Source organism: Undibacterium sp. FW305-107 (genome assembly GCF_058788535.1).
Map to the genome: position 1 here is coordinate 225,933 of NZ_JBYTAV010000007.1, position 13,491 is coordinate 239,423.

13 protein-coding genes and 1 riboswitch are annotated in these 13,491 nt (G+C 52.8%); of the genes, 9 read left to right on the top strand and 4 right to left on the bottom strand.

Going from position 1 to position 13,491, the window contains the following annotated elements:
* The first annotated feature begins 52 nt into the window (after window positions 1-52).
* From AC3WQT_RS17095 to AC3WQT_RS17125, 7 genes are all read left to right on the top strand, one after another.
* Window positions 53-2,035, top strand: coding sequence for a monovalent cation:proton antiporter family protein (locus tag AC3WQT_RS17095; RefSeq protein WP_492705400.1), 1,983 nt, complete (start codon window positions 53-55; stop codon window positions 2,033-2,035).
* A gap of 32 nt (window positions 2,036-2,067) precedes the next feature.
* Window positions 2,068-2,610 carry an adenine phosphoribosyltransferase gene (locus tag AC3WQT_RS17100; protein WP_492705402.1) on the top strand — a complete coding sequence of 181 codons (543 nt, stop codon included), beginning with the start codon at window positions 2,068-2,070 and terminating at the stop codon, window positions 2,608-2,610.
* 73 nt (window positions 2,611-2,683) lie between these two features.
* Window positions 2,684-3,154 carry a GNAT family N-acetyltransferase gene (locus AC3WQT_RS17105; protein WP_492705403.1) on the top strand — a complete coding sequence of 157 codons (471 nt, stop codon included), beginning with the start codon at window positions 2,684-2,686 and terminating at the stop codon, window positions 3,152-3,154.
* 71 nt (window positions 3,155-3,225) lie between these two features.
* Window positions 3,226-3,300: riboswitch (S-adenosyl-L-homocysteine riboswitch) on the top strand.
* Window positions 3,301-3,325: 25 nt separating this feature from the next.
* Window positions 3,326-4,753 carry an adenosylhomocysteinase gene (gene ahcY / locus AC3WQT_RS17110; protein WP_492705405.1) on the top strand — a complete coding sequence of 476 codons (1,428 nt, stop codon included), beginning with the start codon at window positions 3,326-3,328 and terminating at the stop codon, window positions 4,751-4,753.
* A 110-nt stretch (window positions 4,754-4,863) separates the two neighbouring features.
* On the top strand, window positions 4,864-5,223 hold the full coding sequence (locus tag AC3WQT_RS17115; RefSeq protein ID WP_492705407.1) for a phage holin family protein: 360 nt from the start codon (window positions 4,864-4,866) through the stop codon (window positions 5,221-5,223).
* Window positions 5,210-6,037: a methylenetetrahydrofolate reductase [NAD(P)H] gene (gene metF, locus AC3WQT_RS17120; protein ID WP_492705409.1), complete on the top strand. Its 828-nt coding sequence runs from the start codon at window positions 5,210-5,212 to the stop codon at window positions 6,035-6,037. The genes AC3WQT_RS17115 and metF overlap by 14 nt, the downstream gene beginning before the upstream one ends.
* Before the next feature lie 236 nt (window positions 6,038-6,273).
* A complete protein-coding gene (locus tag AC3WQT_RS17125; RefSeq protein ID WP_492705411.1) occupies window positions 6,274-6,573 on the top strand; it encodes a DUF3592 domain-containing protein in 300 nt (99 codons plus the stop codon).
* On the opposite strand, the gene AC3WQT_RS17130 is transcribed toward AC3WQT_RS17125, so the two are convergent.
* Complete coding sequence (locus AC3WQT_RS17130; RefSeq protein WP_492705644.1) at window positions 6,570-7,472, bottom strand: AEC family transporter; 903 nt, start codon at window positions 7,470-7,472, stop codon at window positions 6,570-6,572. The genes AC3WQT_RS17125 and AC3WQT_RS17130 overlap by 4 nt on opposite strands.
* A gap of 210 nt (window positions 7,473-7,682) precedes the next feature.
* Between AC3WQT_RS17130 and AC3WQT_RS17135 the strand changes: the two genes are divergently transcribed.
* Window positions 7,683-8,465, top strand: a complete 783-nt coding sequence (locus AC3WQT_RS17135; protein WP_492705413.1) for an oxygen-binding di-iron domain-containing protein — start codon at window positions 7,683-7,685, stop codon at window positions 8,463-8,465.
* A 7-nt stretch (window positions 8,466-8,472) separates the two neighbouring features.
* On the opposite strand, the gene AC3WQT_RS17140 is transcribed toward AC3WQT_RS17135, so the two are convergent.
* On the bottom strand, window positions 8,473-8,952 hold the full coding sequence (locus AC3WQT_RS17140; protein WP_423012917.1) for an Lrp/AsnC family transcriptional regulator: 480 nt from the start codon (window positions 8,950-8,952) through the stop codon (window positions 8,473-8,475).
* Between the two features lie 178 nt (window positions 8,953-9,130).
* Here AC3WQT_RS17140 and metC point away from each other — a divergent pair, with 178 nt between their 5' ends.
* Window positions 9,131-10,357: a cystathionine beta-lyase gene (gene metC, locus AC3WQT_RS17145; RefSeq protein WP_492705415.1), complete on the top strand. Its 1,227-nt coding sequence runs from the start codon at window positions 9,131-9,133 to the stop codon at window positions 10,355-10,357.
* Between the two features lie 33 nt (window positions 10,358-10,390).
* Here metC and AC3WQT_RS17150 read toward each other — a convergent pair whose 3' ends face one another.
* Together AC3WQT_RS17150 and AC3WQT_RS17155 are read right to left on the bottom strand one after the other, a co-directional pair.
* Complete coding sequence (locus tag AC3WQT_RS17150; RefSeq protein ID WP_492705416.1) at window positions 10,391-10,894, bottom strand: GIY-YIG nuclease family protein; 504 nt, start codon at window positions 10,892-10,894, stop codon at window positions 10,391-10,393.
* A 331-nt stretch (window positions 10,895-11,225) separates the two neighbouring features.
* Complete coding sequence (locus tag AC3WQT_RS17155) at window positions 11,226-13,484, bottom strand: penicillin-binding protein 1A (RefSeq protein WP_492705417.1); 2,259 nt, start codon at window positions 13,482-13,484, stop codon at window positions 11,226-11,228.
* Window positions 13,485-13,491: the final 7 nt, after the last annotated feature.

A 13,491-nucleotide genomic window follows, 5' to 3' on the forward strand; every position in this document is an offset into this window, starting at 1 on the left:
TGTTTGCCCAAAAGCAGGATAGCAGGGCGATAAATCGGCAATAATAGGCGGCATGACAGGACTGGACACCACACTTTTATTGCTGGCTGCTGCCGTATTGGGCGTGGTCGCATTCCGTATGCTGCAACTGCCGCCCATGCTGGGTTATCTGGTGGTTGGTATTTTCATAGGCCCGCACGGTTTCGGCATGGCAGAAGAAAGCGCCGTTACCCACGAACTTGCCGAGTTTGGCGTGGTTTTCCTGATGTTTTCCATAGGACTGGAATTTTCCCTGTCCAAGCTCATGGCCATGCGCAAGGCGGTATTTGGCCTGGGGATGGCACAGGTACTGGTCACCATACTGACCAGTATGGTATTTGGCTGGGTAGCCAGCCGCTGGCTGCCCAGCCTGTTCCAGATCAGTTGGGAAGCCTCATTTGCCCTGGGCGGCGCATTGGCCATGTCATCAACGGCGATTGTGTCCAAAATGCTCACGGAAAGGCTGGAGCTGGAAAGTTTGCATGGCCGGCAAATCATCAGCGTGCTGCTGTTTCAGGATCTGGCCGTGGTACCACTGCTGATCCTGGTGCCAGCACTGGCATCTAAGTCCCCTGACCTGGGTAAAACCCTGGCACTGGCGAGTGGCAAGGCCATCGTCGTCCTGGTGTTGCTGCTGGTGGTAGGGCAAAAACTCATGCGTGCCTGGTTCCATATCGTGGTCAAGCGGCGTTCGCAAGAGCTGTTCATGCTCAATCTCTTGTTTATTACCCTGGGTGCGGCCTGGCTGACTGAGAAAGCCGGTTTATCGATGGCGCTGGGTGCCTTTGTCGCTGGCATGCTGATATCTGAAACTGAATACCGCCATCAGGTGGAAGAAGATATCAAACCCTTCCGTGATGTTCTGCTGGGCTTGTTCTTTATTACTGTGGGCATGCTACTCAATGTGCGGCTGGTCTATGAGCAATTCTGGCTGGTGTTATTGTTGCTGACCGGGCCGGTCTTGTTGAAACTGGTACTGATTGCCGCATTGGCCAGGGCTTTTGGCAACTCCACCAGCGTCGCCCTGCGTACCGGCCTTGGTTTGGCGCAGGCTGGCGAATTTGGTTTCGTTTTGCTGAATCAGGCAGGTGGCTTGCAACTGGTAGATCCCATGCTGGTGCAATTGATTCTGGCATCGATGGTGATTTCCATGCTGATCTCACCCTTCATCCTGGCCAAGTCCGACGCCATCGTCATGAAATTCTCTGCCAATGAATGGATGATGCAGTCGCTGGCACTGACCCAGATCGCTGCCCGCACCATGACCACCAGGAAGCATGTGATCATCGCCGGTTTTGGCCGTAGCGGCCAGAGTCTGGCGCGTATCCTGGCGGAAGAAAATATTGATTACCACGCCCTTGATCTTGACCCTGACCGTGTCCGCGAAGCGCAGACTGCCGGTGCCAATGTCTCGTATGGCGATGCGGCCCGGCGCGAGAGTCTGCTGGCTGCCGGTGTCAACCGCGCCTCGGCACTGGTGGTGACCTACACCAGCACCGCATCCGCCCTCAAGGTTTTACATTTCGTTAATGAAATGAACCCCAGCCTGCCTGTCATTGTGCGCAGCCATGATGATGTAGACCTGGATAAACTCAGGAGCGCCGGTGCTACTGAAGTGGTGCCGGAGCTCATGGAAGGCAGCCTGATGCTGGCCTCTCATGCCCTGGTCATGCTGGGTGTGCCTTTGCGGCGCGTGGTGCACAGGGTACAGGCAGCACGTGAGGCGCGTTATGAATCCCTGCGAGGCTTCTTCCATGGTGCCAGTGATGCTGCCGACAGCCCAGAGAGCATGCAGATACGCTTGCACACCGTAGTGCTGACCGAACGCGCCAATGCACTGGGTTTGCATTTGGCAGACTTGAAGCTGGAAGAATTTGAAGTCGATATCCATGCAGTACGGCGTGGTAAAGTCAGGCTTGACCATCTGGATGACATCGTTTTACAGAATGGCGACGTGGTCGTTGTCAGAGGAACTTCCGAAGCAGTCGCTAGAGCAGAGCAGCGGCTGTTAAAATAGCTGGTTATTTTAAAATTTGAAGGACATGCTTGATGTTAAATCCATCAGAGTACATTAAAGAACATATACGCACGGTGGAAAACTGGCCACAAGCGGGCGTGATGTTTCGCGACATTACCCCCTTGTTGCAAAATCCTAAAGTATTCCGTGTACTGATCGATATGTTCGTGCACCGCTACATGGATGAAAAGCTCGACGTCGTGGCTGGCCTGGATGCACGTGGCTTCATCATCGGTTCTGTCCTGGCATATGAACTGAACCTGGGTTTCGTGCCTATCCGCAAGAAGGGCAAACTGCCTTTCCATACTGTGTCTGAGCAATATGAGCTCGAATACGGCAGCGCGACGGTAGAGCTGCATTCTGACGCCTGCAAAAAAGGCGACCGCGTGGTGTTGATCGACGACCTGATCGCCACTGGCGGCACCATGATGGCAGGCAAGAAATTGCTGGAACGTCTGGGCGCAACCGTAGTAGAGGGCGCCGTCATCGTTGACTTGCCTGAACTGGGTGGCTCAAAAATTATCCGTGACAGTGGCTTGCCGTTGTTCACTGTCTGTAATTTTGATGGCCATTAATTAATGTAGCAAGAAGTATAATAAGCAATATAATCAATAGGTTAAGCGCTGTCGCCCACATGAGCATGTTTCAATGAGTTCGTTTCATATTGCTGCCGTTGACCCAGCCTTGCCCGAGGCTGAGGTTATGCTGGATGAGTTGTCTGCCAGCCTGGCAGCTATCACGGGTGACAGTGGCCGTTCTTCTTTTGACATGCAAGATGTTCGTGTACCCGGCGCTTTGTTTGTGCTGGCACACAATGCCGATGGCAAGGCAGTGGGTTGTGGCGCTTTTCGCCCCATGGGTGAAGGGATGGCAGAAGTCAAACGCATGTATGCGCAGGTATCAGGTGTAGGTCTTGCCGTATTGACGCATCTTGAAGCTGCCGCCAAAGAATATGGTTATCTGAGGCTGCGTCTGGAAACCCGTCTGGTCAACCAGCGCGCTGTTGCCTTTTATGAAAAACATGGCTATTACCGCATTCCCAATTTTGGCAAATATGTGGGCAAGGCAGAGGCCGTTTGCTTTGAAAAACAACTGAATCTGCCCGAAATCCAGCCATGACAGCGATTTTGCTGATTTCTTTGACAATGCAAGAAATCAGCAAAAATGCCTGAGCTGCGCTATACTTGAAATCTTCCAAGGAGCGTTGCGACGAAAACTACAAGTTTTTGCCAGGCTTGGGATATCCATAACCGCGCTCACGTTACTTTTTTCATTAGAAAGGAGGGCGTGATGAACGCCGTCGTAGCAAACACATCCAATACTGCTTCCCAAGATTTTTTCGTTGCTGACCTGAGTCTGGCTGACTGGGGCCGCAAAGAAATCCGCATTGCTGAAACAGAAATGCCAGGCCTGATGGCTATCCGTGAAGAATTCGCGGCTACCCAGCCTCTGAAGGGTGCGCGTATCACCGGTTCCCTGCACATGACTATCCAGACTGCCGTGCTGATCGAAACACTGCTGGCCCTGGGGGCAGAAGTGCGCTGGGCATCTTGCAATATCTACTCCACACAAGATCACGCAGCCGCAGCGATTGCTGCTGGCGGCACACCAGTGTTCGCTTTCAAAGGCGAAAACCTGGATGAATACTGGGATTTCACCCACCGCATTTTCGAATGGAAAGACGGCGGCTATTCCAACATGATCCTTGACGATGGTGGCGATGCGACATTGTTGCTGCATCTGGGTACACGTGCAGAAACAGATATTTCTGTCCTGGCCAATCCAGGTTCAGAAGAAGAAATCTGCCTGTTCAATGCGATCAAAAAACACCTGGCGATTGATGGCACCTGGTACTCCAAACGTCTGGCAGAAATCAAGGGCGTGACAGAAGAAACAACGACAGGCGTACATCGCCTGTACCAGATGCACAAAGACGGCAAACTGGCTTTCCCGGCTATCAACGTCAATGATTCCGTTACCAAGTCCAAGTTCGACAACCTGTATGGCTGCCGCGAATCCCTGGTTGATGGTATCAAGCGTGCCACTGACGTCATGATCGCTGGCAAGGTCGCCGTCATCGCCGGTTACGGTGATGTAGGCAAGGGCTCTGCGCAAGCCATGCGTGCTTTGTCTGCACAGGTTTGGGTAACTGAAATCGATCCTATCTGCGCATTGCAGGCAGCGATGGAAGGCTACCGCGTTGTGACCATGGAATATGCTGCTGAACATGGCGACATTTTCGTGACGACGACAGGTAACTACCACGTCATCAGCCATGCACATATGCTGAAGATGAAAGACCAGGCCATCGTTTGCAACATCGGTCACTTCGATAATGAAATCGACGTCGCTGCATTGAAGCAATACACCTGGGAAAACATCAAGCCACAAGTTGACCACGTGATTTTCCCTGACGGCAAACGCATCATCTTGCTGGCAGAAGGTCGCCTGGTTAACCTGGGTTGCGGTACTGGCCATCCATCGTATGTCATGAGTTCTTCTTTTGCTAACCAGACTATTGCGCAAATCGAATTGTTTGCCAATACAGCGAAATATCCGGTAGGCGTCTACACGTTGCCTAAGCATCTGGATGAAAAAGTCGCCCGTCTGCAATTGAAAAAACTCAATGCACAACTGAGCGTGCTGACAGAAGAGCAGGCTGCCTATATCGGCGTGAATCAAAACGGTCCATACAAGCCAGATCACTACCGTTATTAATCACCTTAGTTGCCTATCCGTGTTTGCAGTTTTTGGGTTGCAGACGTGGATAGGTGCAATGAAGCTGTATCTTGTGGCTACAGCTTCATCCCTCTACAACAGGAGCATGTATGCGTTTACTGGCAACCTGGTTGGTCAATGCGCTGGCTTTGCTGGCGATTCCTTATCTCATTTCGTCGGTGCAAATCGACACTTTTGGTACGGCACTGGTCGTGGCAGTCGTGCTGGGCCTGGTGAACACCATCATCCGCCCCATAGTCTTGATACTGACGTTACCGGCAACGGTATTGAGTCTGGGTCTGTTCATCTTCATCATTAATGGCCTGATGTTCTGGGCAGTGGCAAATATGGTGGATGGCTTTCATGTCACCGGCTTCTGGGCCGCAGTGGGTGGTGCATTGTTGTATAGCGTGATCTCCTGGGCACTCTCGACCTTATTGTTGCAAAATAAAAAAGATGAAGACGCCTAATTTCAGCATAGAATTTTTTCCGCCCAAGACGGCGGAAGGCACGGAAAAGCTGCGTGTCACCCGGGCCAAACTGGCCGAACTTAAACCCAAATATTTCTCTGTCACTTTTGGTGCCGGCGGTACTACCCAGCAGGGCACGCTCGATACCGTGACCGAGATACGCCGTGAAGGCCACGATGCCGCGCCGCATCTGTCCTGCGTCGGTGGTACGCATGCATCGATACGTGCGATCCTCAATGAATATAAGGCCAATGACATACGCCGCCTGGTTGCCCTGCGTGGCGATTTACCCAGTGGCTATGGCATGGGCGGTGAATTCCGTTATGCCAATGAGCTGGTGGAATTCATCCGTGCCGAGACTGGCGACTGGTTCCATATCGAAGTAGCAGCCTATCCTGAGATGCATCCACAGGCACGTTCACCGCAAGATGATCTGAACAGCTTCGTGCGCAAGATGAATGCAGGGGCCAATGCTGCGATTACCCAGTATTTTTATAATGCTGATGCCTACTTCCGCTTTGTTGAAGAAGCGCGCAAGGCTGGCGTCACAGCACCTATCGTGGCCGGCATCATGCCTATCACCAATAGCACGCAGTTACAGCGTTTCTCTGAAATGTGCGGCGCAGAAATCCCGCGCTGGATACGCCTGAAGCTGGCCAGCTATGGTGACGATACTGCCTCCATCAAAGCCTTTGGCCTGGATGTGGTGACTGCCATGTGTGAGCGTTTGCTGGCAGGTGGTGCACCGGGTTTGCATTTCTATTCTCTGAATCAGGCCGCGGCAACGACGGCAATCTGGCAAAGACTGGTTTAATATAGATGTTTGTGTTCATCTCTAAATAATCCCCGCCAGAGATGATCTGCCGGGGATTTTTTTAAGCCAGAACGATGATCTCAACAGGAATTATTTGCACTATTGTGTTTTTGCTCCTGGCCGTTGCGGCCACGGCCTGGTCCGCTCTTGAGTTTTTCCGGGCGCGTCAAAGTACTCGCTGGCCTACTGCGCATGCAATAATCAGGCGATGCAAGTTGCAAAGATACTGGCGTCCCATGACGGGGTATAAAGACAGTATTGGGCAGGAGTGGAGTTTCCAGATATTGTATGACTACAGCGTCCTTGGGCAGGCTTATCAGGGTTACCGGCCATTTTTTGGCAGTGCGCCGAGCAAGCGTGTCGCCAGGAATATCGCTGCCAAATATTCTGAGGGCAGCACTGTTGCTGTTGCCTACCACCCGGACAAGCCCGGTTTGAGTGTGTTGATCCCGGGTGTAAACCGCTTTGCCTGGTCAGGCTTGCTGGCCGGGCCTATGATGTTGGTGCCAGCTTATATTGCCTGGCGTTTTTTCTAACGCAAACCCAGCCACAAACCCACAGGCACAAACAGTACAGCTGCGGCGTTACCAAGCAAGACTATTGAAGCCACCTTATCTGGTTCTTGCTTGTACTGCTCTGCCACCATGAAGCAAAATACTGCCGGTGGCAGCGCCGCAAACAGGTACATCTGGCCGCGCTGGGTCGCCGTCAGCGGCAAGATAAATTCCAGCATTCCGGCCACCAGCAAACCCGCGAGCGGGCAGACGATGGCACCGGCCATGCCTATGCGCCAGCTGGCGAAATTGATATCCAGCATGCGCACTCCCAGCGCAAACAGCATGATGGGGATGCAGGTGTCGCCCGTCATTTTCAAAGCCAGGAATAAGGTGGGCTGCAGGGGAATATGCAAGATCGCGAACAGCATGCCTGCCGCCATTGCCAGCATCATCGGGCTTAACAAAAAGCGCCATGGGTTGTCCTGATGATCAGGATGCCCATGCTGGATGATACGTATGCCCACCGTGAAATACACCAGGTTGCAGGCCATGAACAATGCCACCGCAGCCGACAGGCCGCTGGTGCCAAATGCAAGTGCTGCCAGCGGCAAGCCCATATTGCCGCAATTGTTATACATCATCGGCGGCACAAAGCTGCGTACATCGTAACCCAGCAAACGTGCTACCGGCCAGGCCAGCAAACCCGAACCCAGGGCGATCAATGTCCCGGCAAGTATCAGCCACAGATTGTGGGCAACATCAAAGTCCTTGCCCGCCAGCGCAGTGAAAATCAGCAGGGGGCATAACACATCCATGCTGATGCGGTTGACTGACACCATATCCGCCGCTGCAGACGGGCCTTTGCGCCGTGCATAGACATAGCCCAGGCCAATGATGATGAACACAGGAAGAATAATGGAAAGTATGCGTTCTATCATGCGTGCGCTTGCCGGAAAAATGAGGAGAGATAGTCTTGCTTCAGCCAGAGTGTAGCTGCTTTGCTGGTATTGCGCTGTGGCAGAAAACACAGATGACAAGATTTCATGTGAACGGCATTAGCAAAAAGCCTTCTCTATCCTTGATCCACGTCAAGAGCAAGGCCGCCAGTTTTCCTACAATATCCGTTCATAGCTACGTGCGGGGATCAATTGGCGATAGAACTTTTTAATGATGGCAAACACATCTGTGTGATGTTCAATGATCTGCTCGATGACACTGCAGACCATGCCGTCCAGGCCAATCAATTCCTTGTCGTTTCTGACGGTGAGGGGGCTTTGATAGATCCTTCCGGCAATCTGACCTATAACGCGCTGCTGGTGAGTTTGCACAAGTATTTGCCCAAGAAAGATCTCAAGTATTTGTTTGCTTCGCACCAGGACCCGGACATCATAGGCGCACTCGACAAGTGGCTGATGGGCACGAATTGTGATTTGTATGTATCTAAATTATGGTCACGCTTTGTCCCGCATTTTTGTAACCTGAACCGTGCAGAAGGCCGTATCGTCGGCATCCCCGATGAAGGCATGCCTGTGCGTTTGCGCGACACCATCATTCATGCCGTGCCAGCGCATTTCCTGCATGCAGAAGGAAATTTCCAGTTCTACGACAGCAAATCAAAGATACTGTTTTCTGGCGATGTCGGTGCTTCCATGGTCGATGCGCATGATATAGAAGCAGCCATCACGACCAAGGCGCAATTCCTTGACCATGTGCATACCATGAGCGGTTTTCACAAACGCTATATGGTCTCCAACAAGGTCTGCCGCCTGTGGGCGAATATGGTCAGGAAAATGGATGTGGATATGCTGGTGCCCCAGCATGGCCGCTACTTCCAGGGGCGTGAAGCAATCACGGCTTTTCTGGACTGGATAGAAAACCTGCAATGCGGCATAGACTTGTTCACGCAAGAGCACTATCGCTTCAGAGGATAAAAAAAGCTCAGGTTTTGCCACTTTTCAGCACCGCATAATTCAACGGCAAGGCCGTGGTGTTCTTGATGACTTCCATCACAAAGCTGGAACTGACGTCCTGCAAGTCAGCCACCTTCACCAGTTTTTTGTAGACCTGATCAAAGCCTGCCATATCTGGCACATACACCTTCAACAGATAGTCGATCTCGCCACTCATCCGTAAGATTTCGACTATCTCTGGGATCGCACCGACGCCAGCGATAAAACGCTGCATCCACTTCTCATTGTGCTGTGCTGCCTTGAGCGCCACCATCACCGTCAAACCGAGGTTCAGCTTGACCGGGTCGCATAGCGTGACCTGCTGCCTGATCACGCCATCCTCCTGCAGTTTTTGCACGCGCCGCCAGCAGGGCGTGACGGACAGATGCACGGCCTGGGCCAGGTCAGCCAGTGCAATGGAGGCATCTTTCTGCAAGATATTCAGAATTTCTAGATCAATTTTATCCATATTTTCTAATTTATAGTAAATTTTTCTAAAAATAGCATAAATCCTTGAATAATTTGGTAAAAAATTCTTATCGGCTGTTGCTAGGATGTGTCTTGTACACCCTGAAGTGTGCATGGTCTTTATGAATGCATATCAGGGGAGCAATCAGCTAATGCACAGAATTAACAAAGGAATCACCATGAATATCGTCGAGCCAGTAATGCAAACCGCAACCCGCCTGACCCATGCCGGCCGCAAGGGCAAGGACCATGCAGCCTTTGTGAACCCATCCGTAGTGCGCGCATCGACCATGCTGTTTCCTGATGTCGCTTCCCTCAAGAATGCCTGTGGCACACGCCGCGCCTATGGCCGCCATGGTAATGAAACCACACAGGCGCTGGAGCAGGCCCTGTGCGCTGCAGAAGGCGCTGCTGCCTGCATGCTGACACCGTCTGGCCTGTCAGCCGTCACCACTACCTTGCTGGCGCTGCTGCAGCCTGGCGATCATTTGCTGATGGTCGATACCGTGTATGACCCTACACGTCTGTTTTGCGATGGCATGTTGAAACAGATGGGCGTCACCACGACTTATTACGACCCACTGGTAGGCCGTGGCATTGCTGATCTCATGCAATTCAATACCAAGGTGATCTTTGTTGAGTCGCCAGGTTCTCTGACATTTGAAATACAAGACATTCCCGGCATTGCCGCTGCCGCCCATGCGCGCGGCGCGGTGGTGGTATCTGATTCCACCTGGGCGACACCGATAGGTTGGGATTCGTTTGAACTGGGTATTGATGTCTCCATCCATGCCGCCACCAAATACATCGTCGGTCATTCTGATGCCCTGATGGGTGCGATCCTGACCACGGCAGCGCTGGAAGAGCGCATCCGCAATACCTACCGCCAACTGGGTATGACCATAGGTGCAGATGACGCGGCACTGGCCTTGCGGGGTTTGCGCACCCTGGCAGCACGCCTGGCTGCGCACAGAGAAAGTGCACACGTGGTCGCGCTCTGGTTGCAAGAGCAGCCAGAAGTGGCCGAGGTCTTGTACCCGCCCATGCCCGGCAGCCCTGGCCATGAATTATGGAAGCGTGATTTCAAAGCCGAATATGCCTGCGGTTTGATGGGTGCGGTATTCCGTGCTGACATTACAGAGCAGCAAGTCGCGGCACTGATAGACCGTACCCGTCTGTTCGGCATCGGTTTTAGCTGGGGTGGCTACGAGAGCCTGATCTTGCCAACCAATCCGGCATCCTACCGCACTGTGAATGCCGCCAAATGGCAGGCACCCATGTTGCGCCTGCATGTAGGGCTGGAAGCAGTGCAGGATTTATTAGCTGATCTTGATCAGGGTTTTGCAGCCCTGCGCAAGGGCCAGGAAACAGGACGTGAGCGCAATTATCTGAAGGCCGTGGTGTAGTTGGAATATTGAGTTGAAATACGGCCCACCAGTTCAGCTATTCACCCAGGCGATTGCCTTCTTGAATATGCCGGAAGGCGGCGGGGTGAAGGCTTCGGTATTGCTGGTGCTGGGTTCGTCTGGTTCGAGGTGGCGCATCATCGATAGGGTGTGTTGCTGGCGTATCAGACCCTGGCGGTTGATGGTGGCAATAATATTGGCTATTTTCCCGGCGGCGTCGTCAAGATCGAATTCATAGAATTCATCCCCGCGCTTGCCGCGACGTTCATGCTGGAACAGTTTCAGGATTTCATCGAGAGCCTGGCCGCAATCCTTGGTATGCAGTTCGAATGCGCATTCATAGAGACCAGGGATCAGTTGCTGCTGGTCACGGTTGAGTTCCATGGCCTTGGAGACACCAGAGCGGCGGGTAGCACCGATCTTGTACAGACCCTGGCGCAAGCCATCGTTTTGCAAAATGTAGATAGTACCTGGCGTCCCATGCATGAATTGCGGTTCGCGTGGCAAAGACCTTTGCGGGCGGTAGGTAGTAGTCATCTCTTAACCTGACATTTTGTAAAGGGATGCTGAAGAGTCTACAAAATGTGAGGGATGTTTCAGACGCGGAATAAGGGGGTGCTTTGCGCTCTGTTTGTTGCTTAGAAATTCGGAATAGAAGTTGGCAATACTGAATTACCGCCATCCTGTGCCTGTTCCCGGTCAGGATTTCCAGCCCGTTGGCCTCTGCCAGCGGGCTTTTTTTATGGCGAGCATGATTTGTCATGCGCCTGTCACTTCCAGCCACTACCATGCGGCAGTCCTGAAAAGTTTTACCTCCAAAGGTCGGGATACTTGCCCGCAGAGCGATCTGCGGGCTTTTTCTATCTGACTACTGCGTCGCAGTCGTAGCTGGTGCTGCTGCTGCCGGGGTGTCCCCCATATCCAGCGTGCGTACCCCGGCACCATTCAAGAATTCATTAAACATCCAGTCCCCCTCTGCATTGCTGACACCTTCAGGCACCGCACGGGCTACTTCTGGCTTGCCAGACAGTGCCACGCGCATGCTGTCTATCCAGATAGGCAGGGCCAGTGTCGCTCCAAATTCACGACCACCCAGGCTTTTCGGATCGTCATAGCCCATCCAGGCCACCGCCACCACATTGGCGGCATAACCGGCAAACCAGCCATCGACAGCGTCGCTGGTCGTGCCTGTCTTGCCAGCCAGGTCACGGCGTCCCAGTTTTGCCGTGGCGCTGGCACCGGTACCGCTGCGCACCACTTCACGCAACATCAGGTCCGTGATGTAGGCATTGCGTGCATCGATGACACGAGATTCTTCCTGCGCCTTGGCAGGCGGTTTGTTCTCAAACAGTACGGCACCCTTGCCATCCACCACCTTGCTGATCAGCCAGGGGTTGACCGCGTAGCCACCATTGGCAAACACCGCATAGGCCGATGCCAGTTGCAAGGGTGTCACCGAACCTGTGCCCAGGGCCATGGTCAGGTTGGCCTGGTGCTTGTCCTTGTCAAAACCAAAGCGCGGCAACCAGGACTTGGCCTGGTCAACACCGATGGCTTTCAATATGCGTACCGACACCACGTTCTTGGATTGCGCCAGCGCAGTACGCATGGTGATGGGGCCGTCATATTTGCCGTCATCATTACGCGGGTCCCAGCGCAGATTGCTGTCCGATGTCTCCGAAAGTTGCACGTCATTGATCAGTGTGCCAGGGTAAAAACCTTTTTCCAGCGCGGCAGAATAAATGAAGGGCTTGATGCTGGAACCCGGCTGACGCCAGGCACTGGTCACATGGTTGAATTTCTTGCGGTTGAAATCAAAGCCGCCTACCATCGCGCGGAAAGAACCATCGTCTGCATTAAGTGCCACGTATGAACCTTCAACTTCCGGGATTTGTGTAATCGCCCAGCGTTTTTTTGCATCCTGTATCACACGTATCACCGAGCCTGGGCGTATCTTGATGCCCGCCTTGGCCTTGTCGGTCAGTGCCGCTGCGGCAAAGCGCAAGCCATCGCCAGTGATTTCTATGCTGTCGCCGGATTGCAGTTCAGCCTTGACGATCTTGCCGGATGCCTGGGTCACGACTGCCGCCAGTACCTTGTCATTGTCAGGATGTTTGCGCAAGATCTGGTCTATGGCGTCATCACGCTCATCTTCATCGGCAGGCAAGTCTATATGGGCTTCCGGGCCGTCATAACCATGACGCTGGTCATAGGCCATGATATTGCGGCGCACGGCTTCATAAGCAGCATCCTGCTCGGCCTTGTTGATGGTGGTGTAGACCTTGATACCCTTGGTGTAAGTGTCTTCCTTATATTGCGCAAAAATACTCTGGCGTACCATCTCGGCAATGTAATCGCCATGGGTTTCGAATTGCTGGCCTTTGACTACCTTGATATCTTCCTTGGCAGCGGCTTCCATCTGCGCTTCCGTGATGAAACCATTCCTGACCATGCTCTTCAAGACGAGTAATTGCCTTTGCTTGGTTTTTTCAAAATTGACTGCCGGATTATGCCTGACCGGGTTTTGCGGTACACCAGCCAGCATGGCGGCTTCAGCCAGTGTCAGCTGATCGAGCGATTTACCAAAATAAGTCCTGGCTGCACTGGAAAAACCATGGCTGCGTTTGCCCAGGAAAATCTGGTTCATATAAAGTTCCAGTATCTGGTCCTTGGTCAGTGCGTCCTCTATGCGGTAAGTCAGCAAAATCTCTTTCATTTTACGTTCCACCGATTTTTCATTGGTCAGGAAAAAATTACGTGCCACCTGCATGGTGATGGTAGACGCCCCCTGATGAAAACCACCGCGCAAATCTGCCAGGACGGCACGTCCGGCGCTGATGAAAGAAATGCCGCCATGCTCATAAAAGCGCGCATCTTCTATCGACAGCAAGGCATTTTTCATGACTGCCGGGATTTGCTTGATAGGCACAAAATCCCGGTGTTCTTCACCAAACTCCCCGATCAGGGCATTGTCTGCCGTGTAGATGCGCAGCGGGATTTTTGGGCGGTAGTCGGTAACCGCTTCCAGTGTCGGCAGTCCAGGTGCGACTACAAAAAATATAAAAGCCAGGCTTGCCAGCAACAGGGTGACACCAACACTGATGCCGAACACTATCCATTTCTTCATGCTATTC

Coding starts and splice junctions, on each gene's coding strand:
- AC3WQT_RS17130 (WP_492705644.1), bottom strand. CDS start 7,472: ATGATAGAACGCATACTTTCCATTATTCTTCCTGTGTTCATCATCATT.
- AC3WQT_RS17140 (WP_423012917.1), bottom strand. CDS start 8,952: ATGGATAAAATTGATCTAGAAATTCTGAATATCTTGCAGAAAGATGCC.
- ahcY (WP_492705405.1), top strand. CDS start 3,326: ATGAACGCCGTCGTAGCAAACACATCCAATACTGCTTCCCAAGATTTT.
- AC3WQT_RS17100 (WP_492705402.1), top strand. CDS start 2,068: ATGTTAAATCCATCAGAGTACATTAAAGAACATATACGCACGGTGGAA.
- metF (WP_492705409.1), top strand. CDS start 5,210: ATGAAGACGCCTAATTTCAGCATAGAATTTTTTCCGCCCAAGACGGCG.
- AC3WQT_RS17115 (WP_492705407.1), top strand. CDS start 4,864: ATGCGTTTACTGGCAACCTGGTTGGTCAATGCGCTGGCTTTGCTGGCG.
- AC3WQT_RS17125 (WP_492705411.1), top strand. CDS start 6,274: ATGACGGGGTATAAAGACAGTATTGGGCAGGAGTGGAGTTTCCAGATA.
- AC3WQT_RS17095 (WP_492705400.1), top strand. CDS start 53: ATGACAGGACTGGACACCACACTTTTATTGCTGGCTGCTGCCGTATTG.
- AC3WQT_RS17105 (WP_492705403.1), top strand. CDS start 2,684: ATGAGTTCGTTTCATATTGCTGCCGTTGACCCAGCCTTGCCCGAGGCT.
- AC3WQT_RS17155 (WP_492705417.1), bottom strand. CDS start 13,484: ATGAAGAAATGGATAGTGTTCGGCATCAGTGTTGGTGTCACCCTGTTG.
- metC (WP_492705415.1), top strand. CDS start 9,131: ATGAATATCGTCGAGCCAGTAATGCAAACCGCAACCCGCCTGACCCAT.
- AC3WQT_RS17150 (WP_492705416.1), bottom strand. CDS start 10,894: ATGACTACTACCTACCGCCCGCAAAGGTCTTTGCCACGCGAACCGCAA.